Consider the following 22,106-nt stretch of genomic DNA (forward strand, 5'->3'; position numbering starts at 1 on the left):
TTGATATTTATCAACCTCAGGCAGATTCCAGCGGAGCAACCTGAATCAGCGCTGGTGCTTGATCCGGTGTGGACACAACGGCTGCGCCCTATAAGGCCAGCGGCCAGCAGCACGAGTTGGAACGCTGCGGCAGGAATTGTCAGTCGGCGTAGTCCGCTCTGTTGAACAGTACGCTATTCAAGGGGCCATCATGCATCCGCCGATCATCAAGAAAACCCTGGCCCACTTGCCATTAGCGCCTAACTGGGTCGACAGCGTGCAGGCCAGGGAGGCCTTCTCCTGGCAAGTGGAAGCCAGTGCTTTGGTCGGTTTGCCGGGCGGCGGTTTGAATCTCGCGTATGAAGCTGTGGATCGGCATGCGCAAAGTGCGCATCGATGGCATACAGCATTGCGCATGCTTGATCGCAATGGTGGTAGTTGCGACATCAGTTACGCCCAACTGAGCATCCAGAGCAACCGATTCGCCAATGTATTGAAACAGCTGGGCGTGGTGCCCGGTGAGCGATTGTTTGTACTTTGCGCTCGGGGGCTGGAACTTTATCTGGGCGTGCTCGGAGGTCTAAAGCTCGGTTGCGTGGTGTCGCCCTTGTTCTGCGCGTTCGGCCCGGAACCCATCGAAACCCGCCTGCGTCTTGGCGAAGGCAGTGTGTTGCTGACCAGCGAAACCCTCTACCGGCGTAAGGTCGCGGCCATTCGCGAACGTTTGCCGGCGCTCAAGCATGTGCTGCTGTATGACGACAACGGTGGGGATACGGTGTGTATCGACGGTACGCTCAATCTGCATCAACTGCTGATGCAGGCCGAGGAGGCGTTCACCGTTGTCAATACCACAGCCGACAGTCCCGCACTTTTGCACTTCACCAGCGGTACCACGGGCACTCCAAAAGGTGTGCTGCATGTCCATGGTGCGGCGCTGACCCACCTCGTCACCGGTAAATACGCCTTGGACCTGCACCCCGATGATGTCTATTGGTGCAGCGCTGATCCGGGTTGGGTGACCGGCACTTCCTACGGGATTTTTGCTCCTTTGCTGCTGGGCGTCACCAGTGTGGTCGAGGGCAATGAATTCGATGCTGAGCGTTGGTACCGGATACTTGAGGGACAACAGGTGACGGTCTGGTATACGGCCCCGACGGCGATTCGACTCTTGATGAAAGCAGGCGCAGCGTTGGCGCGCAGCCATCGTTTTGCGCGCCTGCGGTTTATTGCCAGTGTCGGCGAACCACTTAATCCCGAGGCCGTCTGGTGGGGCCAAGAAGTGCTTGGGCTGCCGATTCACGACAATTGGTGGCAGACCGAAACCGGCGGCATCATGATTGCCAATACTGTCGCCATGCCCATCAAGCCCGGTTCCATGGGTAAGCCGTTGCCCGGGGTCGAGGCAGCGATTGTCGCAAGAGAAGAAAAGGGGTTGGTGTTTCTGGGTGACAACAAAGTCGGTGACCTGGCCTTGAAGCAGCCTTGGCCTGCCATGTTCCGTGCCTACCTGGGCCAGGAGCAGCGTTATCGTCAATGCTTTGTCGGTGAGTGGTACCTGAGCGGCGATCTTGTGCGTCGCGACGCCGATGGTTACTACTGGTTCATTGGCCGCAGCGACGATGTCATCAAGTCGGCCGGGCACCTGATCGGTCCGTTCGAAGTTGAAAACTCGCTCATGGAACACCCAGCCGTGGCCGAGGCTGCGGTAATTGGCAAGCCCGACCCGATGTTGGGTGAAACCGTAAAAGCCTTTGTTTCACTCAAGCGTGGTTTCATTGCCAGCCAGGCCCTGCACGACGAGCTGCTCGGTCATGGGCGCAAGCGCCTTGGTGCGGTTGTTGCGCCCAAGGAACTGGAGTTTGTGCAAGCGCTTCCGCACACCCGTAGCGGAAAGCTCATGCGGCGTCTGCTCAAGGCCCGGGAACTGGGTTTGCCTGAAGGCGATACTTCCAGCATGGAGAGTCCGTCATGAGCCTTCCACCGCGGTCCCAGGACATTGCTCTGGACTTGCTACGGGACATGGTGCGTATCCGCCGTCTTGAGGAGCGCGCTGGCGAGCTATACGGGGAGGGCAAGATTCGTGGCTTTCTGCACCTGTACATCGGTGAAGAAGCGGTAGCCGTCGGTGTACTGCATGCGCTGGCGGCCGACGATGCAGTGGTCGCGACGTATCGCGAACATGGCCATGCCCTGATCAAGGGGGTTCCCATGAACGCGATCATGGCCGAGATGTATGGGCATCAACAAGGATGCTCGCGAGGGCGCGGCGGTTCGATGCACCTGTTCGATGCCGGCGCACGATTCTTCGGTGGCAATGCCATCGTGGCGGGTGGCTTGCCACTGACCGTCGGCCTGGCACTCGCTGAACGCATGCAGGGCGGATCGCGGCTCTCAGCATGCTTTTTTGGTGAAGGTGCAATGGCGGAAGGGGCGTTCCACGAGTCCATCAATTTGGCCGCATTGTGGCAATTGCCGATGCTGTTCTGCTGCGAAAACAACCTCTACGCAATGGGGACTGCCCTGGAGCGCTCGCAATCGCAGACCGACCTGTGTGCGAAAGCTTCGGCATACAAAGTCAAAGCCCTGTCGGTTGATGGTATGGATGTGATCGCAGTGTATGAGGCCACTCGTCATGCGGTGGAACACATCCGCACAGGGCACGGGCCTGTTTTTCTGGAATTTCGCACCTATCGATTTCGTGCCCACTCGATGTTCGACCCACAACTGTATCGTGACAAGGATGAGGTGGAGCACTGGAAGACCCATGGACCGATCCATACTTACAGTGCCCGGCTCAAGGCCGAAGGTCTCTTGGACGAGCCCGGATTTCTTGCGATCCTGACCCAGGTGGACACTGAGGTGGAAACCGCCGTTACTTATGCCGAAAGCGGTAGCCTGGAGCCGCTCAGTGATTTGTCTCGAGATGTCTACACCCCAAGGTCGGCGCCATGAGCATTCGGCTGACCTATCGCGAAGCGCTACGCGAGGCAATGCGTGAAGCGCTGCAGCGGGACCCTCGGGTATTTCTGATGGGTGAAGACGTCGGTCGCTATGGTGGCAGCTATGCCGTCTCTTTGGGGTTGCTTGAGGCGTTCGGCCCCGAGCGAATTCGAGACGCGCCGTTGTCCGAGCTGGGTTTTGTGGGGGCCGGCATAGGGGCGGCATTGGGGGGCATGCGTCCGGTTGTGGAAATCATGACCGTGAACTTCAGTCTGCTCGCCCTCGATCCGCTGATAAATACGGCTGCTGCCTTGCGGCACATGTCTGGCGGACAGTTCTCCGTGCCCCTGGTGGTGCGCATGGCGACAGGCGCCGGACGCCAGCTTGCAGCGCAACACTCGCACAGCCTGGAGGGCTGGTACGCACATATTCCGGGGCTGAAAATCCTCGCACCCGCCACCGTCGAGGATGCGCGTGGCATGCTCTGGCCAGCACTACAGGATCCAGACCCGGTGCTGATATTCGAACATGCCCAGCTCTACAACCTGGAGGGCGATGCTGGCGAGTGGGAGTCGGTGGACATCAGCTCCGCCAAGGTCCGCCGAGCCGGCAAGGACCTGACCCTGATCACTTATGGCGGCACACTCGGCAAGACCCTGGCGGCAGCACAGGAACTGGCAGGAGAGGGCATTGATTGCGAAGTCATCGACCTGCGGGTCTTGCGCCCTCTGGATGACAAGACGCTGATGGCTTCTGTCTGTAAGACCCGTCGCGCCCTGGTGGTCGATGAGGGGTGGCGCAGCGGCAGTCTATCCGCCGAGATCATTACGCGAATCATAGAACAAGGCTTTTTCGAGCTGGATGCTCCACCGGCACGGGTGTGCAGTGCCGAAGTGCCGATACCTTATCCCCGGCATCTGGAAGAGGCGGCCTTGCCACAAGTGTCGATGATCGTCGCGGCCGCTCATGAACTGTGCCAGGGGATATCAGGGGGAGCGCAATGAGGTGGCGTATTCGAGCACCGGGCCAGGAGGGTAAGCAATGATCGAGTTCAAATTGCCCTCTCTGGGAGCTGATATGGATGAAGGCACGTTGTTGGAGTGGAAAGTCCATCCTGGCGATGTGGTCAAGCCTGGTCAGGTGGTTGCCGTCGTCGATACCGCCAAGGCCGCCATCGACGTCGAGTGCTGGCAAGACGGTACGGTGTCGCAACTGTTGATCGACGTCGGCGCCAAAGTACCTGTCGGTACAACCATCGCCTGGTTGTTGGAACCGGGCGAAAATCCGCAAAGTGCGCGACGAACATCGACTGCGGCGCCTCTGCTGGTCGAAGAGCAAGCCCCGTCCGGCAGGCGCCCGCGGATTTCTCCGGCGGCGCGCAAGCGTGCTGCCGAGTTAAAGATCAATACCGATGATGTGAAAGGCCATGGTCCTCAGGGTGTGATTACCCTGGAGGACATCGAAACAGCCGCCCGCGTGGCGCACCCTCCGGACCCCGACCAGGCCATGCGGCACACGATCGCGACAGCCATGAGTCGTTCAAAGCGGGAAATTCCCCATTACTACCTCAGCGAAACCATTGCCCTGGACAACGCCATGGCCTGGCTGCAGGCACACAATGCGCAAAGCACACTTCAGGAACGCCTGCTGCCCAGTGTCTTGTTGCTCAAAGCGGTAGCGCTGGCCTTGCGCGACTATCCGCAGCTAAATGGTTTCTGGCTGGATAACGCCTTCCAGCCCGCCCTCGATACAGACCTTGGGGTGGCAATCACCTTGCGCCAGGGTGGTCTGGTCGCCCCGGTTCTGCATCATGTGGCGGACACACCCCTGACTGATTTAATGAGTGAACTGGGCAGCCTGGTAGAACGCGCCCGTAGCGGATCCCTGCGCAGCTCCGAGCTGGGAGGTGCCGGCATGACGGTCACTCAACTCGGCGACCAGGGCGTAGACAGCGTATTGGGCATTATCTACCCACCCCAGGTTGCCTTGGTCGGCTTCGGTCGCATCAGCGAGCGGCCCTGGGTGAAAGATGGCCAGTTGTGTGTCATGCCGACCGTCATCAGCAGCTTGTCCGTCGATCATCGAGCCAGCGACGGTCATTACGGCGCACGTTTTCTCGGCGAAGTCCGACGCTTGTTGCAGACGCCAGAGGCGCTTTGAGGAGAGGACATATGAACCGGCAAATGATCCGCAATGAGGTATTGAGCGCCTTGAAAGGCATTGCCCCGGAACTTGAAATCGAGCAGATACGAGCAGATCGGTCACTGCGCGAAGAGGTTGATCTGGACTCAATGGATTGGCTTCGTTTCATCGAGGCGCTTAATCGGAGCCTGGGAATTGCAATTCCTGAAAGCGATTACCAACATGTGACCACCCTGGACAAGCTCATCAGCTATCTAGGGCAGAAGGGGCAATCCTGCGCAGCCGAACCTTCGATCGGCAAGGGATGAAGGTATCGTGCAGTGGCTGCGCGGTGGCTATTGCAGGCTGCACGAGGGGCCTCTCACTCACAGGGATTGCACACTCAATCAGGTATGCCGGTCGACCAATACTGCGGTGTAGACCCGACGAGCTCCCAGTTGTGCCAGATACGCGCAAGTACGCAGCAGCGAACGGCCTTCGAACAGCACATCATCTGTGGTATTGGCAAGGTCCAGCCTGCCCAGAGCCGGGTTTTCGGTCAATCTAGACCGCTTGGCTCTGGCGCGATTGATATTGATCAATCGCGATCAAATCAAAGGTCGGTCTCTTTAACGAATGCGAATCACCGATCAATTCTGATGTGCATGAGCCGGAACGGCCCAGGTGAATGCCTTGCGCAGGCACTTGACATATATCAACGTCAAGGCCGCCTCGACAGAGGATTCTGAATGTGCGACGAAGGTGCCTGATCCAGGTGGCGTGCAGCGTTTTGGTCGCCTAGAGCAGCCGGGGCAGCATGTTAAGAAATGACAGGCGTCAGCGCCTGAGGAGGTTCCCGTGATTCAGAGTCCCTCAATGCAATCTACCTTGCCGAACCGCACAGAGGCCGGTCGTCGCTTGGTCGAGTCCTTGCTCAAATACGCCAATAGACCTGACGTCATCATTCTCGCCTTGCCCCGTGGCGGTGTTCCGGTGGCTTATGAAGTCGCCACGGCCCTGCAAGTGCGCCTGGACCTGATGCTGGTGCGCAAGCTCGGCGCCCCCTCGAACCCGGAGTTCGCCATGGGCGCCATCGCTAGTGGGGGCATACAAATCATCAATGACGACGCACTGCAGGCGCACCCCATCGATCGAGTCAGTTTCGAGGCCGTGGTCGCCCGCGAAGCGCAGGAGTTGTCGCGACGTGAAAAGGCCTATCGGGGAGCCCGTCCATCACTACGACTCAAGGACCAGGTAGTGATCCTGATCGACGACGGTCTGGCGACAGGTTCCTCAATGATGGCGGCGGTCCATGCTGTCCGCGTGCAGGCGCCGTCGCGCATTGTCGTCGCAGTACCGGTCGGGCCTATTGAAACAGTAGAGGCTTTACGTAGTGAAGTGGATGAGGTGATCTGCTCGCTCATTCCAGAGTGGATGATCTCGATCGGCTACTGGTACATGGACTTTCCCCAGATATCGGATGAAGAGGTCATCAATCTCCTGCAACGCGCCTGGCAGCGAGAATCCTCTTCCAGTTCCGATGAGGAGACGCACGATGATTGAACCTCAATCTCGATACATGGACCTGTTGGGCGTTGAATTATCCACCGATTTGCGTTTGCCAATGAACAGCCGCGCCCTGGTGATCTTCGTACATGGCAGCGGCAGTGGTCGTTCAAGCCCGCGTAATCAATATGTGGCCGATGTCCTGGCTCGGCGGGGGCTGGGCTCGCTGTTGTTCGACCTGCTCACGGAATCGGAGCAGCGTCTGGATAACCAGACCCGGGAACTGCGTTTCGATATCCCGCTGTTGACCAGACGACTTATCGATGTGATCGACTGGGTCGGCCGGGACCGTGAATTGAGCTCGCTGCGGATCGGGTTGTTCGGCGCCAGTACCGGTGCTGCCGCAGCGCTGGTAGCGGCAGCCGAGCGTGCCGATGTGGTAGCAGCAGTGGTCAGCCGGGGAGGGCGAACAGACCTCGCGGGGCAGGCGCTGGGCCGGGTGAAGGCGCCGACCTTGCAGATTGTCGGTGCACAGGACCCGGTGGTGTTCGATTTGAACTGCCAGAGCAGCCGGGCCTTGCGGTGCGAGCAACGACTGGAAGTCGTGGCGGGCGCCACGCATCTTTTCGAAGAGCCTGGGACGCTTGAGGAAGTTGCCAGGCTCGCTGGCGACTGGTTTGACCAATACCTGCAGGCCCCCACCCCTGAGGGGGCCTGCACTCATGCTTACACGCCAAACGGATAGGTTTCGTCTTCCGCTTCCAGTTGCTGGTTTTTCGGCAGGGGCAGCGCGGTGACCGGTCCGGTTTGCTCGAACCAGATCATGGCATCGAATTGTTCGGCCAGCATCGACTCGAAGTAGTGACTGAACCGTTCGCTCTCAGGGCGGTAAATCACGCCGATGGCCCGTTCCAGCAAGGACGCGGATAGAACTCTGCGCAGTTCTTTTCGCTGCGGGTCTCGCCAGTCGGTCAGGGACGCCGCCACCCCGGCTTTGAGGAACTGATGTTCCCAGCTGTCCGGTCGGGAAGGACGGATGTCCTTGATCAACATCTGGCCGTCCCAGTCATCGGCGGCAGCCACCTGGCCTCGGTCGGTGGCCATGCCGATCAATACGACATCACGCCCAAAGGCGCTACGGCACAGTTGACCGATATTGAACTGCCCCTTCCAGCCCATTTCCGTAGCACCCGCATTGCCGATATGGGAGTTGTGGGCCCAGACCACGGCCTTGGCTTGCGGGCCCCGGTGATCGAGCAGTGCACGCAAGGTATCGAACATATGCCGGTCCCGCAGGTTCCAGGAGGCCGTCGTTCCTCGATAAATCGCGCGGTAATACTGTTCCGCTGCCATCACCACACGGGCGTTCTGCGTCGCATTGAAGAACGCTTCGTCGTCGCGGATGAGCCCGGCCAACTGTTCAGCCAGCATGGCATTGAGCTGCTCGATCACTGGCTGCTCACAGGGCATCACACCGCCACGTTCGACGAAGTGGCCGTACAGCGCCGGATCATCCTGCCACGGCGTCAAACAGCCATAGCGCCGCCGGGCTTCATGGGCCAGATGCGGGTCGACCCGGTCCAGGTAGCCCAGCACTTCATGAATGGAGTTGCGCAAACTGTAGACGTCCAGGCCGCGAAACTCGACGCGCCGGTCGAGGAGCTGCTGGTGATTGTACTGATGCAGCCAGTGGGCGAACGCCTTCACCTCGCTGTTGCGCCACATCCAGGTCGGGAATCGGCTGAAGATGTGGCGCTTCCAGGCCGAATGCGCCAACCCCCGGACGTATTGGTCGACATGACCGGCGTCTGGCCAGTCTGCTTCCACTGCCACGATATTGAACCCGTGCTGCTCGATAAGCCTCTGGGTGATCGCCGCCCGGGCTCGATAGAAATCGCTGGTTCCATGGCTCGCTTCGCCGATCATCACCACGCGCGCATCGGCGTAACGATCGAACATGTTGGCAAAAGCGGGGGAGTCCAGCCCTGGCAAGGGTTCAGCGTATTGGCGTAACACTGGGGCTATATGCGCCGTGTCAACGTGGTGTTGCTGGCCGTAGAGTTTTTCCAGCAATTTGTGCGAAGGTGAGTTCATGAGCTTATCCCCAAAAGGTTGGGTTGCTGACGGCGGCAGGGCGCTCGGCTCGTACCAGGCACTCACCCGTCCTGGATCATGGCGCAGGTTCTCGATGCAGGGCGTTAACGCTTCGTACCCTCTGTGTCCTCCCGCCTGTTTATTCCTACACCGCGACGAAGAGGATTGATTGAGGTTTGTCAACAAAAGAATGATCACCCTCTGGGGGATCCATGATGAGCCGGACGCGCGATCGCCGCAGCGCATGGAGCTGTTTGATCTCCAGTGCCAATACGCCAAGGATCAAGGCGTGCTTATCAGCATCAATTCCGATGCTCACCGAAGCGCTGAGTTTTCCAACTTGCGCTACGGGGTCGCTCAGGCCCGGCGAGCCTGGCTGGAAAGTCAAAACGTGCTCAATACTCGCTCTCTGTCTGAACTCAAATACTGAACAAACGCCATCATCAAAGCCTGGCAGCCTTCTGACGGCAGGTCGTGTCACGGAATAAGCACTATCGCGCCGTTGAACCGGCCAGTGCGCAACAGCGCTAGCGCCTGATTGGCATCGTCGAGGGAAAAATGGGTGGTATCACAGTGTACGTGAGTGTGTTGCAGCTCTTTGAAAAACGCTACGCCATCGTCGCGGGTCAGATTGGCCACAGATCGTACGCTGCGCTCGCCCCATAGCAGGCGATAAGGGAAGGCCGGGACGTCACTCATGTGAATGCCGGCGCAAATCACGCAGCCTCCCTTGACGGTGACGGCCAGTGCCTGCGGCACTAGCGCCCCGACCGGCGCGAAAATCAGGCTGGCATCGAGCAGGTGCGGAGGAGGCTGGTCCGACGAACCGGACCATTTCGCCCCTAAGGATCGGGCGTACGCCTGTCCTTCGGTGTCATCCGCTCGAGTAAAAGCGTACACCTCTTGACCTCGTCCCCGTGCGACTTGAATGGCCAGATGCGCTGCGGCGCCAAAACCATAAAACCCAAGATGGCGTGCGCCTTGTGCCATTTGCAAGGCGCGAAAGCCGATTAGCCCGGCACACAGTAACGGTGCGGCCTCAGTATTGGAAAGCGTCTCAGGGATAGGAAAACAAAAGCGTTGGTCGGCCACGACGTATTCGGCGTAACCACCGTCCAGATGACATCCGGTGAACATGGCCTGATCGCAGAGGTTCTCCCGACCGGTCTGACAGAATGGGCACTGACCGCACGTCCAGCCCAGCCAGGGAACCCCCACCCGCTGGCCGATGCGTTCGCGGGCTGCATTGGTGCCTACAGCCATGACTTCACCGACGATTTCATGCCCCGGCACCCGGGGCAGTACCGCTTGAGGCAACTCACCGTCCACCAGATGTAAATCGGTGCGGCAGACACCGCAGGCCAGAACTTTGATCAGCAGTTGATTGGCGCCGGGGGTCGGAACGGGCCGGTCTTCCTGTTGCAGCGGCTGACCGGGTGTGTATAAAACCATGGCGCGCATAATGATGTCCGGTAGGCCAGGATCAACAGATAGGAGGGCGATGACAGCCGGCAATCAACTGCTGGGACGCTTTGACAAGGATAGGCGGCGTGGCGTCTGACACGCACCACACTCATCGAATGCGATTCGTGCAATGACTGTCTCTAATTTCTGCTGAACGTCCCAAGCGTGTTTGATTTAGATCAGGAAGAGGGCAAACACCGTTTTGCTAGTGCAGCGCTGAACTGCCGCTACTCAGGATCGCCCGCAGTACAACGTTGTGTCCTCAGGGTTTACCGTTCTTGTGTTCGTGCCGCTTTTTGCGGCGTTGAGTGCTGGATCGAGTGGACCAGCGCATCCAAGCGAATTCGTGACTCTACGCTTCCCAGCCAGCTCCACTCACCGCAGCCTGCGCTAAGGGGTGCAGCTCTGCCCCCTTATGCGCCATCTGCCAGGCCAGCAACTCCTTACGCATGCCGGACGTCCAGTACATCTGCAGATGATTGCGCACACCGAGCAGGGTCACCAGCAAGGGGGCGATTCATGGGGCGAGGGCAGGGACGTCAAACCGAGGTGTTGGCGATAACGCGTCAGGTAGGTCTGCACATAGTCGTAGCGGACACTGATCTTGGCGGACTTGTTGCCTTTGCCGACGACATGGAACCACCAGTTACTCTGGCTATCTCGACGAAAATCGCCCATGGTCGGTTCCCAGTTGTCCCGGCCCGTCGAATCGGACACCCGCAGGTGCATGGCAAACAGCGTGGTCAGCACGAACAGGGTACGCTCATGAATGGGGTCTTCAGCGGCCATCGCTTCTGCCGTGTCGATCACGTAATCCCATTGCAGGCGGGTGAGGGCGCGCCCGACACTTCGTGGGTGTGACGGTGCTTGTACACGGCCTTCTGTTTGACTGCCCGAAATGGATTGCTCTCGGTTAAGCCTTCGTCCATGGCGTATTGATAGAAGCTGCCGCACACCGCAAACACCTGGGCCACCGAACCTTGAGCCATCTTGTACCGGCCCGGTTTGGCAGTTGACGGGGGCAGGTGCTTCTCGCGCTTCGGCTGCGTTTGGCTGAACGGGCGCCAAGTCGCATTGACCTGGTAACACCCCAAATGACGGGCGGTCTGATCGACGCCTCGGATAAAGAGGGACTTGACCATCGGGCCGATCCAGGCCGGAAGCGGGCGCAGACAGAACTCCATGAACGCTTCGGCATCGCCACGGCGCAGGGCCAGCAGAGGCTTTTGGGCGATCAACCGGATATCCGGGTCTGGCAATTATCGGATATAAAGGAGAGCGCATCGATCTCTATTGAGAGTGAGTTTTCAGTGGCTCAGAGATAACTACACTAAATAGATATTTAGTGTAGTTATAATTTATGGTTATTAAAATAGAGTTTCAGGGAGACCAAGGCTGGGCCAGCCTATTTTCGCGTACGCGAAAATTAGGAGCTAGAGTCCTTATGGTCCAGGTCCCGCCGAACATTGAGGTTCAGGCGAGCAAGCATCGCGGCAATGAAGCTGCGGTCTACCTGGAAAAGGTCGTCAATGAATATGCAGCTGAGGGCTGGGAGTTCTACCGGATCGACTCGATCGGCGTCTCGGTGAAAGCTGGCTGCTTCGACGCACTGTCGGGGAAAAAGGATTCGATGGCCAGCTACTACGTCATTTCTTTCCGTAAGCCACGGTGATTTCCTGGCTTTCTGTTCGTGCCATTCACTTTTATCAGCGCGTTGGTCCCAGCCGACTTAGGGGTGCCTGTAGGTTTGAGCCGAGCTGCTCAAATTACGCGTTGCTGGCAATCGAAAAGCACGGCGCAGTGCGTGGATGGAAAATGTCACTGAACCGTATCCATCGGTGCCGGTTCCCGAATGGCGGTGAAGACTATCCATGATAGCTGACCAGCATTTGCTGGATGCTTGACGCTCCATGTCGAAGCACGGCCCACAAGCCTCCACCGTACGATTCGCATAATGTATATTATGTTAAATTATGCTTATAGAATCTCCAGTCGATTAATCTGTCACCTGCACCTTAAAATTGGACTTTGCCTCGAATTACCAGAATTCAGCCAAATCAACGACCTCTGCGCTCTACCTCCTTGGCTTTCGAGATTCCCAACGGCTCGGGCTGCCGACTCTTCAGACTTGAAAACCAGAACCCCTATGAAGACTATCCAATCTTTCGATTAATCTTGGCGAAGCATACCGGTGAGCTTTGCTGTGGGCATCGCTGTCACCGTCGCGAATTGCGGACACTTTTACCCCATCAACCCTTTGAGCCCTCTACTCACGTGGCTTCCAGCGACTCGGCATTGCTCAAATGCGCCTCCATTCCGACGAAATGCGGACACTTTTGCAATCATACGATTTCCGTAACCCACTGATTTTACTGGGTCGCACGCTGATACGATGATTTGAACCGTTCTACCTAATTCCTCCGCTATCTGGACACTCGTGACCACTGCAGCACTGGCGTCTGAATTGCTACAATCCTTGTAATTCGGGGCTTCCAGTGACATCTGCACAAAATACGGACACTTTCCGAGTCGCGAGCCGAATCGCATAATGTGGACACTTTCCGAGATTTTTAGCCTTGGAAAGATACCTACGCCAAAGTGAACTCAGCGTTGCTTTATGACCTCGAAGCCAGGAGCGCCAGGGCCTGCAGCCATGCTGGCCTGCGAAACCCTCCGTTTCGGTGTTCTAGGTGCACCTAGCGCTCAGCTGAGCCATGGAGCTCTTTTTGAGTGGATCTGACAATAATGCGGACACTTTCCGAAGGCCCAGTTGAGAGTTCATGAAGCTAGAATCCCATTTTTCCTGGCCTCGGGATGTTTTGCACTTAATGCAGACACTTTCCGAAAGCGGCTAAAATTAAATTAACGTGGACACTTTCCTCAGGCCGCCGCTTTGGGGCTACGACTGTCAATACTTAGTCAATATTGATCGAGCCGTACGTTCGAAAATCAATTTCAATTATTGATTCGTGTAATCAGCAGCCCCGTATTCGTTGGGCGGAAGCTGAACCTTGGAGTGGAAAAAGCAATATATGCTATATATTAACAACAGTGCTGCAGCACAATTATTTTGAAGCGCAAGGATTAATAGCGCTTACTGCGCCCAGGCCAATATGTCAAGTCCTGACTGGCATTTAGCAGATGAATGGGCATGGCATGTTTGTGGTTGCGACCGGCCTAACTTGTGGATATCATCCGCAGACTCCCATTAACTAGGCCCGGCGATTGAGAGTAGGTTGTATAGGAAAGCGAAAACTTCCTAAAACAGCCAGACTAGGAAGTTCTCAATCGCTAAGTAAGGCCACCTTTTCTCGGTAAGTTAGATGCCCTGCACTCCCCAGCCAATCTTTGAATCTCACGGTGACTTTGTGGATCAAGATTTCACTCTGGGCCGGCCATCCATCGCGAGCGTCGACCAGTACCTGGAGAGCTTTGCCGCAGAGCTGAAAGCCATCCCGGGCTTCATGGCCGTGCGTGGCTATCTGCGGTGTTACGCGGACAACGCGCTTACCTATAGCACTTATCGTGGGCACGTCGAACGCCTGCTGCTGTGGTCGCTGATCATCCGTGAGAAGCCCGTCACTGAACTGAAAAGGCTGGATGCGGAAGCTTTTCTGGAGTTTTGCAAAAACCCGCCAGCCAGTTGGGTTGGCTCCGTTGTCCGCAATCGTTTTGTTACCAAACAAGATGATGCTTTGGCTTTGTACTCGGAAGTTGGTCATAATCCAAAATGGAAACCTTTTACTCATCGCGCGCCTAAACAAAATAAAGCGCTGACTGAGGATGTTGATGAGTTTCGGTCTGCGGACTATCATTCATCCAAAGGCAGCATGAGTAATGTGTTCAAGGTCGCTAATGGCTTTTACGAATATTTGGTCGAAGAAGAACTCGCCAGTTCCAATCCCTTTCGTAAGGTCACAAAAAAAGGACAGTACAGTTCATCCCAGCAGGAGTCGAACTCTTCCCGCGCGCTAACACCCTTACAATGGGATTACGTGATTGATACAGCGGAAACAATGGCTGAAGCTGAGCCTAAAAAACATGAACGCACCTTGTTCATTCTCCTCACGATGTTCAGCATGTATCTACGTATATCGGACATAGTTGGGCGTTCCAATTGGCAGCCCACCATGGGTGATTTTCGTTTGGATGCCGATGGAAATTGGTGGTTCCATGTGGTGGGTAAAGGAAACAAGTCCGGCAAGATTGCAGTACGTGATGAGTACGTGGAGAAGTACCTAAAGCGCTATCGCACATTCATTGGGCTGGGCCCATTGCCGAGTTACCAGGAGAAGTCGCCGCTTCTGAAAACGCTAAGCGGCCGCGCAGGTCTCTCTGACCGGCAAGTACGCGCCCTCCTCCAAGCCGTGTTCGACAACGCGCTGGTACGCATGCGCGATGAAGGGCGCGAGCCCTACGAAATGGATAGCCTGCGGGTGGCATCGTCTCACTGGCTTCGCCATACCTCGGCCACGTTCGACGCGCCGTTCAGAAGTGCCAAGGATCTCCAGTACGACCTGCGCCACTCGAACTTGGCTACGACTCAGAACACTTACTATCACTCGCATGATCAAGAGCGGGCACTGTCCGTGAAGCGATTGGGGACACGGGATAGAGGCTAACGTTTACGGCGGTCAAATCGAAGGAGTACAAATGTATTCCTTCGTCTCAATCATCGTCGCTCAACAACTGAAGCCTCGGTCAGTGGAAAGGCATCTCGTCAGGGTCTTAGACTGGCTTCGCGCCGAGGAGCGATCAGGGCGCGGTTGGGATACCCACAAAAGAGGCCTTAATCACTTCGCGCAAAATTGCTAAAGCACTTAGAGAGGTTGAGCATGCCCCGCTTCGATGTTGACCTGTGCCGAGTGTCTCGTGAGCACTACATCACGGGGAAAGCAGCCATCAATTTTCCATGGCCAGAGACGACTACAGGCGGCTGGCATCATCTTTCCTACTGGGATAGGGAAGCTGGCCAGTTAAAGGTCTCACTCGCGGGTATCCATTACCCCGACACCTCAGCCTATTTTGGTGAGTTTGGCATCCTGGGGGCTAGCCAGGAACTCAGGCGCCGGGGCTGGACGACTAATCAGGGGATCTATATAGCCGATCATTTTCGTGCAGCTGCAGATATGATTTTCGCTTGGGCTCTCGGATCCTCTATGTACTGCAGTGTAGAACTGGCGGATTGGTTTCCTGAGGAGGCGGATTTCCAAGGTGTCATTGACTTGCTGACCTCTACCCTCCCCAAGCTAGAGCTCTTGCCACGAGAGCGCTTCAGCCGATGGTTGGAAGCCCAACAGCAGAAACCCCGTTAGCTGGCCTCCTACGCTTGCATTGAGCTAACGTAGCCGACACCTTTGAAATCCGAGCGCACTCTATGAAAGAGCTTAGTACCGCTGCAGACGTGCTGGAACGCCTGAGCCACAACCAGGATGCACTACGAGCTGCCGTTGAGGAGCTAGCGAAATGGGTTGGTGATCGAGGAGCCAGCACTGTGGTCGGTAATGTCAACGGAGCCCTGGCGACCCTCGACGAAAACATTGATGCCGTGCGGCAAGGCATAGCGGAACTGGTAGCGGCGAGCGTAAAGCCATAGGCGGGCTCGTGCCCGAATAATCGATGCAGTGCTGAGTCGTCATTAGGAAGTCAAAATGATAACTGGGGAAGTGCAAATGCAAGCGGTGCCTGATCGTTCTCCGAACAGGCAATGCTGGATGCTATTTAAAGTAGCCAACCTAGATCGGCTGCAGGCACTGCAATGCGCGACGCTTGGGTTTCTGCTTTTCCTGGGTAGGTGCCGGAGTAACTTGTAGCGACTCCAGCTCCGCTTCAATGGCAGCGATATCGGTATCGATCAGATCGTCGAGCAAACTGGCCTGTTCCGGGCTCATTTGCTCGCTGCGTTTGGCGAACTTGAAGCGCTTGAGCTGGGCGATCTCGTGGCTGAGTTTTTCGATCAGCGTTTTGTCGTGATGGATCTTCTTGTCCATGACCTGGACGGTCTTGCCCATCGTTTCGACTTGCTCGTCGAGCACCGAGACGCGTTGCAACAACTGAGCCGCGAGTGCGCGCAGTTGTGAGGGGTTGAGTTGGTCGAGGTCGGGGATCGAAGTCATGCAACCGACCTTGCCAGATCAGCTTAAAGGCGACGACAGGCTTATCGGACAATTGCGCTGCCGGATGGGGCATGGCTCGGCTTAGAGGATGGAAATGGCGTTTCCGGGGCCAACTCTCTGCCATGGCAAGCCCAGTATCAAGGCGTGTAGCTGTTCGGCACTCAGCTCCATTTGTGAACCGTGACGCATGCTAGGCCAGGCGAATTTGCCCTGGTGGAGCCGACGTGCCGCCAACCAGATGCCCAACCCGTCGTGCACCAGAACTTTCATGCGAGTGGCGCGGCGATTGGCGAACAGGTAAGCACAGTGCGGCTGCGCCGCACCGAACACTGAAATCACGCGGGCCATAGCGGTGTCGGTACCGGCGCGCATGTCCATCGGCTCGGTGGCTAGCCAGATGGTATCGATGCGGATCATCGCAACAGCTCTCGAAGAAAGCTTGCGCAGGCGGCTGCGCTGTCCGCTGGCCAAATCATCTTGATGGGTGTGCGCGGGTGCTGGATTTCAAGACTGATGCTGGAGGGCTGAGCATGCGCTCCAGCGCCGAGCATCTGAGGATGCAGCGGGATGAACGCAGGCTGAAGATCCACGGCTTTTTGATTGTGCAGCCGAATCCATTTGTGGACGAGGTTGGCATTGAGGCTGTAACCCAAGGCGATGTTTGCGATGGAGGCGCCGGGCTCGGAGCACTCCTGGATGACCTGGGCTTTGAAAGATTTGCTGTAGGTACGGCGCTGAGGGGGCATGGAAGATCCGCTTGATGGGCCAGAAATGGTGTTCACTTAAATTAGGTGGACACCATGGCCTTCGGCGGTTGCGTCAGGAAGATGTGTTGGCCGGACGCATACGGCTTTCGTTCGTCGATTTCAGTTAGGGTTATCAAGCCCCAACTTAAGCTGCATCTGATCCTTCCAGTGGGCCACAGGATGATGAAGATGCCGTTTTTTATTGCGCCACTCAAGCAGCCCCCTACCGTGCTCGCTTGCCTCTCGCTGGCTCTAGTTCAACACCTTGCACGCAGCATCGAATCACCGATATCAAGCTTCTTGATTCAAAAGCTTCGCAGGCCGCTTGCATTAATGATGGCGCTAGGCCATACAAGCAGGTCACAATACATGGAGTGTGACCATGAAAAAAAATGCATTTCTCATAGGTGCTGTGTGCATGCTCAGCGGTTGCTCTTGGTTTAATCCTTACGATACCTGGGGTGAATCTGGCTATGTCTGGTGCAATGACCGGTATCTGAAGCATCATAATTGGGATGCGCAAACAGAAAGTGCCGCTACCAGGGGATATATGTACGGCCTGGCAGCAGCGCTTGTTCTCCAAGGCGATCGGTCTGACAAGGTGTCCCGCGCTCACTGGTTCACTGATCTGTCGAACCTTCAGCCGCTTGAGCCTCCAGGTAAAATTAGGCCGGGAATCTCCCGGCTATTTACATCTGGCATCAGCTTGCCGAGATCGTCACCAAATACAAACCTAGCCCCTTCGGGAATGAGCGATTTTAAAGAGAACCGCCAGGTCAATTCCAGTCTTAAGCTTCCTCAATCTTGCGATGTAAAAGCCTAACAAATTCAAGAAATTCGTTGGTGCATAAGCCTAGGCGTAAACGCCTTAGCTACTGCTTTCTTAACTATGGGAGCTTCAGCCGGCTTGGTAAGTACAACCCCGGTCGCAGGCTCCTGCGCCGGAGGCGCAGAAACCTGCACTTCGGGCTACCTGTGGCGAAATAGCGCACGTTTGAAACTTTTACATCGCTCCTTAATTCCGGCTAAATAAGCGCCCCTCTATGTTGACCCTGCACATGCCCTCGTTGAAACGCATAAGCCCTTGGATCGCCTGCCTGGCCGTGTTGCTGAACATGTTTGCCATGCCGTTGAGCCGCGCTATGCAGACGCCGGATGTTCAGCTAATGCTTTGGGGTGGATTCTGCTCGGGAGGTAGTTCTAAAGCTATACCTACAGGGTTCAAGAAAACAATCGACGCTGCCCAGCAAGCTGCTTCAAAAACGGTTATGCAGCACGGTGATTGCTGCTGTGGCCATCCTGGAATGGCGGCGCTTCCTTCCAACTACTACCGACATTTTCTACCGCAATACACTCCCGACACTTCCCTCGACAATCCTGAGCTGCCGAAGCTCCATCCCAGGATTCGGTGGCCAAGCCTAAGTCCACGCGCCTCTCCCTTCGCCTGATCACAACGCCGCGACATTGTCCGGTGCTGTCTCTTTAAATCTTTTAGCGGCCTCGATGGACGCTAAACGCCCTTGAAGTTTCTTGATCATCAGGAAGTGCGTGCTATGCCTGCTTCACTTACTTTGCGTCATGCAAAGAGTCTGTCTGTATCCCGTTCCATATGGCCGTTGATGTCGGTTGGCCTATTCGCAATGAACCCTTTGTGCTCGGCTCTGGCCGACGCCGGTAAAGTCGAAGACTCGACCCTGACTCTGGGCACCGTGAACGTTCAGGGCACAGCCAGCGGCCCCTTGAGTACCAGCAGTGTACTCAGCTCGGTGGATATCCTCGGGGGAGATATCTTGGAAAAGATGCCAGTCAATTACAGCTGGGAGTTGTTCAGCCGAGCTCCCGGGGTGATGCTCACGGAATTCAACCAGGGCACGACCTCAGGGAAAATCTCCTTCCGTGGCTTTAACGGCGAAGGCGAAGTGAACGCCGTAAAACTGTTGATTGACGGGATTCCGAGCAACAGCAACGACGGCAACATGCCGTTCATGGACATGATTTTCCCCATGGAGCTGGACAGCATCGAGGTTGTCCGTGGCACCAGTGATGCGCGCTATGGTCTGAATAACATCGCAGGTAACGTCAACATGCTGACCCGCACCGGTGGGGACTACAACAAGGCGCGGATCCGTTACGGCAGCTTCAACACTCAGGAAACCCAACTTGCCAAGGGCATCGAAAGCAGCAACTGGACTCAGAACTACTTCTTTGCCTATCAAAAATCCGATGGCTACAGGGATCATTCCCAAGCAGACAGATTTTCGATGTCTGGTAAGTGGTTTTACACACCGGATGACGACAGCTACCGAATCGGTCTGATCGCCCGTCACTACGAAGCAGAGGCTCAGGAGCCTGGCTATTTGACCGAAGATGATGCCCGCCATCACCCAACCATGACCAACAGTTTCAACGCCACCGACAAGGGCACTCGGCGTATGAATCAGGTCAGCCTGCATTTCGATATAGACTTGGCTGAGAACATCGCATGGTCGGCGAAGACCTACGTCAACACCTTCGATGATCGACGCTGGACGCAATATTGGCGCACTAGCTCCCAACAGGAGCGTGATGCCTATGAAACCCAATATGGCGCCCTCACATCCCTGACGTGGCGACCGGAGGTCAGCTGGCTGTATGACTTCGCCTTGGAGGGTGGTGCAGACGTACAGCAGCAGCAAAACAAAAGTGAGCGCTATCGCACCAAAGACCGTGCTCGCCTGGCAACTACCCGCGATCAGCAGTTCGACTTCGACACCTACGGCGCTTACGTCCAGGCTGAGATCAAACCTTTCGAGTCGCTGAAGATCGTACCGGCGTATCGGGTCGATAAAATCCAGGGAGATTTCACCAACGAAATGACCGGCCTGGATTACGACATCAACGATTATGGCCTGATCAAACAGCCTAAACTCAGCGTGGTCTATTCACCGTGGGACGTGGCCAGTTTCTACGCCAACTGGGGGCGTACCTTCCAGGTAGGCACGGGCGCGGCGGCTTACAAGATTCCGCCGAGGGACACCGATCTGGCGCCCTCGATTAATGAGGGCTGGGAAACCGGCATCAAGTTCACCCCCGCCGACTGGGTCGATGGTCGCGTTGCCTACTGGCAGCAGGAAGCCTCCGGCGAAGTCAGTCGACGGCTCAACGACCCGAGTGGTGAATCGGATAACGTCGGCGAAACCCGGCGCTGGGGCTACGACTTGCAGATGAACCTGTATCCCAATGAGCGAACCGATATCTGGATGGCCTACTCGTGGCAGTATTCGAAAATACTTCAGCCGAGTGCGACTTTGCCCAACAGCAAAGGCCAGGAAATCGACCACATCCCCCATCACCTTTATAACGCCGGCATTAGCTATGAAGCGACACCTGCCTTGCAGTTGACCGCCTGGATGAACGGCCAGACCAACTACTACCTGGAACGAGAAAACACCAAAGGGACGTATGGCGGATACGTGCTGATGAACCTCGGCGCAACCTACAAAGTGACCGAGTCAATGAGCGTCGATCTGCAGTTGAAAAACCTTACCAACCGCTATTATGAATACGTTTGGTACGACCCGGATGGTGCCCAAGCATCCCTGCACTCACCTGGTGATGGGCGCGCTTTGTACGCCGGGCTTACCCTGGACTTCTGATGTGGATAACCGCTGAGGCCTTATTTGGCCTCAGCGATACAGAGTACGAATTCGCAGCAAACCTTTACTCGTCGTTAACCAGAGGTAATAAAGATGCCAACTCATTTTGCGAAAAAAATCCTGACGCTCCGTAGCGTTGCTTGCATCCTTTGCAACTGCACCTCGGCGTTTTAACCACCACGTGTAGTAATCCTGCCCCGCAGAAAGCGTTTGCCCACGGCGTGTCGCCGCCGGCAGTCGACCAGACAGTGAAGCTGAGCCAGCAACTGGTACGTCTTTGGACGCAAGCGTATTGTCCATGCGCTTTACCTCTCTTGGAAGTTTTCAAAAAGGACGACGAACATGGATGTAGAACTGGCTCATAAAATTGAGACCGCAGAAAGCGAGTATTTGGTTTCCCGCGTTGAGAGCTTGTCTCGGGTAAGAGGAAACCCTTTTGGTGCTCGTGTGTTTTCCAACGAAGCTTTTCCATGCTTTCAAGTGAAGGCATCTCCTAGCCCAATGCTCAATCGCATCTACGGCGATAGCTCTGGCAGACCCAATCCACTGTTGAGCTTGCTCAAGGAGTCAGCAGAGTATTCGACCATAACGCCTCTTATCGGGAAGGTCTCGACGTTGGAACAATACGCTTTTGCGGGTGAGGGGCGATTGGAGCGTCTGAGGGGCTGGACGCATCTGCAGCTCGCATGCTCCGTCAATGACGTGGTCTTGAACTACCACTCATTCGAAATCGAAGAGGTCACCTCACACACTCTTCCTGATTTCGCAGCCATTCATGCGAGTGGATTTCATACCAAGCCAGAGCACCGTCAGTTGAGCCAGGCTTCGTTCGCAGGACTGATGTCAAATGAGCGTCTGAAAATCTACGTCCTTAAAGCTGATGGACAGGTTGTTGCGGGAGCATTGATGTACCTGGCCAGCAATGGAGTTGCCTACCTTGGAACTGCTGCCACCAGAAAAAATGCACGAGGCTTGGGCTACCATGGAGCTTTGATATCTCACCGGATAGAGCAAGCAAAGAAGCACGGCAGCCTTGTGATCGCCGCAACCGCGCTTCCAAACTCGCAAAGTCGCCGTAATTTGCAGCGTACAGGACTAGCGACATCCCACGCTCAAGCGCTATATCGCTTGGCAGGTAGTTGAAATAGTCTGCGTAGAAGCGTCAGCTATCCATCAGCAAAGCACATGAGGATAAGAAGAATGCCAAGACCCTTTCAGGACTTGGCACTCAATGACACGACGTTAACCCTGCCAAGAGAAATCACCGCGTCGGCACTAAATGTAGCATGCATCCACTGACACACTGACCTGCGACAACCTGCCACAGGTGACGCTCACCCCCCTCAAGCGGGCAACGGTTTATTAGCTAGGTCGCCTGCGGCGTTTTTCAAGGTAGTTGTCGCGTCAACCGTCTAACTATGCCGCTCTTTTCTCGACCTGCTGTTCCCGATCCGGGTTCAGCAGCACCGTGCCGATCGGCTCCCAGTTTCGTGTCTGTCCAGACC

General features: G+C 56.2%; 24 protein-coding genes and 3 pseudogenes. 17 read left to right on the top strand and 10 right to left on the bottom strand.

All coding sequences use genetic code 11. The features are described from left to right. The first annotated feature begins 190 nt into the window (after positions 1–190). From acsA to C6382_RS08545, 5 genes are read left to right on the top strand one after another with little or no spacing between them, the layout of a single operon-like run. Entirely contained in the window at positions 191–1,951 is a 1,761-nt protein-coding gene (gene acsA / locus C6382_RS08525; protein ID WP_107024063.1) for an acetate--CoA ligase, read from the top strand. Beyond that, positions 1,948–2,931, top strand: coding sequence for a pyruvate dehydrogenase (acetyl-transferring) E1 component subunit alpha (gene pdhA / locus C6382_RS08530; protein WP_107024064.1), 984 nt, complete (start codon positions 1,948–1,950; stop codon positions 2,929–2,931). Before acsA ends, pdhA begins: the two co-directional genes overlap by 4 nt. After that, complete coding sequence (locus tag C6382_RS08535; protein WP_107024065.1) at positions 2,928–3,923, top strand: alpha-ketoacid dehydrogenase subunit beta; 996 nt, start codon at positions 2,928–2,930, stop codon at positions 3,921–3,923. The genes pdhA and C6382_RS08535 overlap by 4 nt, the downstream gene beginning before the upstream one ends. Positions 3,924–3,960: 37 nt before the next feature. Next, positions 3,961–5,079, top strand: coding sequence for a dihydrolipoamide acetyltransferase family protein (locus C6382_RS08540; RefSeq protein ID WP_107024066.1), 1,119 nt, complete (start codon positions 3,961–3,963; stop codon positions 5,077–5,079). Between the two features lie 11 nt (positions 5,080–5,090). After that, positions 5,091–5,369, top strand: a complete 279-nt coding sequence (locus C6382_RS08545) for an acyl carrier protein (RefSeq protein WP_107024067.1) — start codon at positions 5,091–5,093, stop codon at positions 5,367–5,369. An 84-nt stretch (positions 5,370–5,453) separates the two neighbouring features. Here C6382_RS08545 and C6382_RS08550 read toward each other — a convergent pair. Beyond that, positions 5,454–5,609, bottom strand: a pseudogene (locus C6382_RS08550) (phosphoribosyltransferase); the annotation flags it as partial. Positions 5,610–5,898: 289 nt separating this feature from the next. On the opposite strand from C6382_RS08550, the gene C6382_RS08555 reads away from it, so the two are divergent. Then, complete coding sequence (locus C6382_RS08555) at positions 5,899–6,603, top strand: phosphoribosyltransferase (RefSeq protein ID WP_107024068.1); 705 nt, start codon at positions 5,899–5,901, stop codon at positions 6,601–6,603. Next, on the top strand, positions 6,596–7,291 hold the full coding sequence (locus C6382_RS08560; RefSeq protein ID WP_107024069.1) for a dienelactone hydrolase family protein: 696 nt from the start codon (positions 6,596–6,598) through the stop codon (positions 7,289–7,291). The genes C6382_RS08555 and C6382_RS08560 overlap by 8 nt, the downstream gene beginning before the upstream one ends. Here C6382_RS08560 and C6382_RS08565 read toward each other — a convergent pair. Then, entirely contained in the window at positions 7,273–8,640 is a 1,368-nt protein-coding gene (locus C6382_RS08565; protein WP_107024070.1) for an erythromycin esterase family protein, read from the bottom strand. The two genes, C6382_RS08560 and C6382_RS08565, sit on opposite strands and share 19 nt — an antisense overlap. 169 nt (positions 8,641–8,809) lie before the next feature. Between C6382_RS08565 and C6382_RS08570 the strand changes: the two genes are divergently transcribed. After that, the gene (locus C6382_RS08570; protein WP_256589047.1) at positions 8,810–9,070 is read left to right on the top strand and encodes a hypothetical protein; all 261 of its coding nucleotides are present in this window, start codon (positions 8,810–8,812) and stop codon (positions 9,068–9,070) included. 47 nt (positions 9,071–9,117) lie between these two features. Here the strand turns inward: C6382_RS08570 and C6382_RS08575 are convergent, their stop codons facing one another. The 4 genes and pseudogenes from C6382_RS08575 to C6382_RS24345 form a co-directional block, all read right to left on the bottom strand. Beyond that, entirely contained in the window at positions 9,118–10,101 is a 984-nt protein-coding gene (locus C6382_RS08575; protein WP_107024071.1) for a zinc-dependent alcohol dehydrogenase family protein, read from the bottom strand. A 355-nt stretch (positions 10,102–10,456) separates the two neighbouring features. Beyond that, a pseudogene (locus C6382_RS08580) lies at positions 10,457–10,600 on the bottom strand (formate dehydrogenase subunit delta); the annotation flags it as partial. 2 nt (positions 10,601–10,602) lie between these two features. After that, on the bottom strand, positions 10,603–10,914 hold the full coding sequence (locus tag C6382_RS24340; protein WP_256589048.1) for a hypothetical protein: 312 nt from the start codon (positions 10,912–10,914) through the stop codon (positions 10,603–10,605). Continuing rightward, entirely contained in the window at positions 10,911–11,342 is a 432-nt protein-coding gene (locus C6382_RS24345) for a hypothetical protein (RefSeq protein WP_256589049.1), read from the bottom strand. Before C6382_RS24345 ends, C6382_RS24340 begins: the two co-directional genes overlap by 4 nt. A 206-nt stretch (positions 11,343–11,548) precedes the next feature. On the opposite strand from C6382_RS24345, the gene C6382_RS08590 reads away from it, so the two are divergent. The 5 genes from C6382_RS08590 (at position 11,549) to C6382_RS08610 (ending at position 15,700) form a co-directional block, all read left to right on the top strand. Further along, positions 11,549–11,776 (top strand): DUF4177 domain-containing protein, encoded by a 228-nt coding sequence (locus C6382_RS08590; protein WP_107024072.1) that lies wholly within the window; start codon positions 11,549–11,551, stop codon positions 11,774–11,776. Continuing rightward, positions 11,773–11,979 (top strand): membrane protein insertion efficiency factor YidD, encoded by a 207-nt coding sequence (gene yidD / locus C6382_RS08595; protein ID WP_218276249.1) that lies wholly within the window; start codon positions 11,773–11,775, stop codon positions 11,977–11,979. Before C6382_RS08590 ends, yidD begins: the two co-directional genes overlap by 4 nt. Before the next feature lie 1,448 nt (positions 11,980–13,427). Next, positions 13,428–14,726, top strand: coding sequence for a site-specific integrase (locus C6382_RS08600; protein WP_107024073.1), 1,299 nt, complete (start codon positions 13,428–13,430; stop codon positions 14,724–14,726). A 213-nt stretch (positions 14,727–14,939) separates the two neighbouring features. Then, a complete protein-coding gene (locus C6382_RS08605; protein WP_107024074.1) occupies positions 14,940–15,419 on the top strand; it encodes a hypothetical protein in 480 nt (159 codons plus the stop codon). A 62-nt stretch (positions 15,420–15,481) separates the two neighbouring features. Continuing rightward, complete coding sequence (locus C6382_RS08610) at positions 15,482–15,700, top strand: hypothetical protein (protein ID WP_107024075.1); 219 nt, start codon at positions 15,482–15,484, stop codon at positions 15,698–15,700. Between the two features lie 160 nt (positions 15,701–15,860). Here C6382_RS08610 and C6382_RS08615 read toward each other — a convergent pair. The 3 genes and pseudogenes from C6382_RS08615 to C6382_RS08625 all read right to left on the bottom strand — a co-directional run. Continuing rightward, positions 15,861–16,220, bottom strand: a pseudogene (locus C6382_RS08615) (transposase); the annotation flags it as partial. An 81-nt stretch (positions 16,221–16,301) separates the two neighbouring features. Then, entirely contained in the window at positions 16,302–16,637 is a 336-nt protein-coding gene (tnpB, locus tag C6382_RS08620) for an IS66 family insertion sequence element accessory protein TnpB (RefSeq protein WP_107024076.1), read from the bottom strand. After that, positions 16,634–16,966: a transposase gene (locus tag C6382_RS08625; RefSeq protein WP_256589050.1), complete on the bottom strand. Its 333-nt coding sequence runs from the start codon at positions 16,964–16,966 to the stop codon at positions 16,634–16,636. The genes tnpB and C6382_RS08625 overlap by 4 nt, the downstream gene beginning before the upstream one ends. Before the next feature lie 382 nt (positions 16,967–17,348). Between C6382_RS08625 and C6382_RS23880 the strand changes: the two genes are divergently transcribed. From C6382_RS23880 to C6382_RS08640, 3 genes are all read left to right on the top strand, one after another. Further along, positions 17,349–17,789, top strand: a complete 441-nt coding sequence (locus C6382_RS23880) for a hypothetical protein (protein WP_146146901.1) — start codon at positions 17,349–17,351, stop codon at positions 17,787–17,789. 235 nt (positions 17,790–18,024) lie between these two features. Next, positions 18,025–18,414 (top strand): DUF2946 domain-containing protein, encoded by a 390-nt coding sequence (locus C6382_RS08635; protein ID WP_107024098.1) that lies wholly within the window; start codon positions 18,025–18,027, stop codon positions 18,412–18,414. 192 nt (positions 18,415–18,606) lie between these two features. Then, positions 18,607–20,601 (top strand): TonB-dependent receptor, encoded by a 1,995-nt coding sequence (locus C6382_RS08640; protein ID WP_256589051.1) that lies wholly within the window; start codon positions 18,607–18,609, stop codon positions 20,599–20,601. A 30-nt stretch (positions 20,602–20,631) separates the two neighbouring features. Here the strand turns inward: C6382_RS08640 and C6382_RS23885 are convergent, their stop codons facing one another. Continuing rightward, entirely contained in the window at positions 20,632–20,901 is a 270-nt protein-coding gene (locus C6382_RS23885; RefSeq protein WP_146146902.1) for a hypothetical protein, read from the bottom strand. Positions 20,902–20,943: 42 nt separating this feature from the next. Between C6382_RS23885 and C6382_RS08645 the strand changes: the two genes are divergently transcribed. Further along, a complete protein-coding gene (locus C6382_RS08645; protein ID WP_107024079.1) occupies positions 20,944–21,744 on the top strand; it encodes a GNAT family N-acetyltransferase in 801 nt (266 codons plus the stop codon). Positions 21,745–22,106: the final 362 nt, after the last annotated feature.

The sequence above is a fragment of the Pseudomonas sp. BBP2017 genome, from assembly GCF_003024385.1.
GTDB lineage: Bacteria > Pseudomonadota > Gammaproteobacteria > Pseudomonadales > Pseudomonadaceae > Aquipseudomonas.

Bases quoted from the DNA above. Each gene is read 5' to 3' on its own strand.
- C6382_RS08610 (WP_107024075.1), top strand. From the start codon at position 15,482: ATGAAAGAGCTTAGTACCGCTGCAGACGTGCTGGAACGCCTGAGCCAC.
- C6382_RS08645 (WP_107024079.1), top strand. From the start codon at position 20,944: ATGGATGTAGAACTGGCTCATAAAATTGAGACCGCAGAAAGCGAGTAT.
- C6382_RS08560 (WP_107024069.1), top strand. From the start codon at position 6,596: ATGATTGAACCTCAATCTCGATACATGGACCTGTTGGGCGTTGAATTA.
- C6382_RS08540 (WP_107024066.1), top strand. From the start codon at position 3,961: ATGATCGAGTTCAAATTGCCCTCTCTGGGAGCTGATATGGATGAAGGC.
- C6382_RS08600 (WP_107024073.1), top strand. From the start codon at position 13,428: ATGCCCTGCACTCCCCAGCCAATCTTTGAATCTCACGGTGACTTTGTG.
- pdhA (WP_107024064.1), top strand. From the start codon at position 1,948: ATGAGCCTTCCACCGCGGTCCCAGGACATTGCTCTGGACTTGCTACGG.
- C6382_RS08565 (WP_107024070.1), bottom strand. From the start codon at position 8,640: ATGAACTCACCTTCGCACAAATTGCTGGAAAAACTCTACGGCCAGCAA.
- C6382_RS08605 (WP_107024074.1), top strand. From the start codon at position 14,940: ATGCCCCGCTTCGATGTTGACCTGTGCCGAGTGTCTCGTGAGCACTAC.
- C6382_RS23880 (WP_146146901.1), top strand. From the start codon at position 17,349: ATGAAAAAAAATGCATTTCTCATAGGTGCTGTGTGCATGCTCAGCGGT.
- C6382_RS08545 (WP_107024067.1), top strand. From the start codon at position 5,091: ATGAACCGGCAAATGATCCGCAATGAGGTATTGAGCGCCTTGAAAGGC.
- C6382_RS08625 (WP_256589050.1), bottom strand. From the start codon at position 16,966: ATGCCCCCTCAGCGCCGTACCTACAGCAAATCTTTCAAAGCCCAGGTC.
- C6382_RS08640 (WP_256589051.1), top strand. From the start codon at position 18,607: ATGAACCCTTTGTGCTCGGCTCTGGCCGACGCCGGTAAAGTCGAAGAC.
- C6382_RS08635 (WP_107024098.1), top strand. From the start codon at position 18,025: ATGCCCTCGTTGAAACGCATAAGCCCTTGGATCGCCTGCCTGGCCGTG.
- C6382_RS08535 (WP_107024065.1), top strand. From the start codon at position 2,928: ATGAGCATTCGGCTGACCTATCGCGAAGCGCTACGCGAGGCAATGCGT.
- tnpB (WP_107024076.1), bottom strand. From the start codon at position 16,637: ATGATCCGCATCGATACCATCTGGCTAGCCACCGAGCCGATGGACATG.
- C6382_RS23885 (WP_146146902.1), bottom strand. From the start codon at position 20,901: ATGGACAATACGCTTGCGTCCAAAGACGTACCAGTTGCTGGCTCAGCT.
- acsA (WP_107024063.1), top strand. From the start codon at position 191: ATGCATCCGCCGATCATCAAGAAAACCCTGGCCCACTTGCCATTAGCG.
- C6382_RS08590 (WP_107024072.1), top strand. From the start codon at position 11,549: ATGGTCCAGGTCCCGCCGAACATTGAGGTTCAGGCGAGCAAGCATCGC.
- C6382_RS08575 (WP_107024071.1), bottom strand. From the start codon at position 10,101: ATGCGCGCCATGGTTTTATACACACCCGGTCAGCCGCTGCAACAGGAA.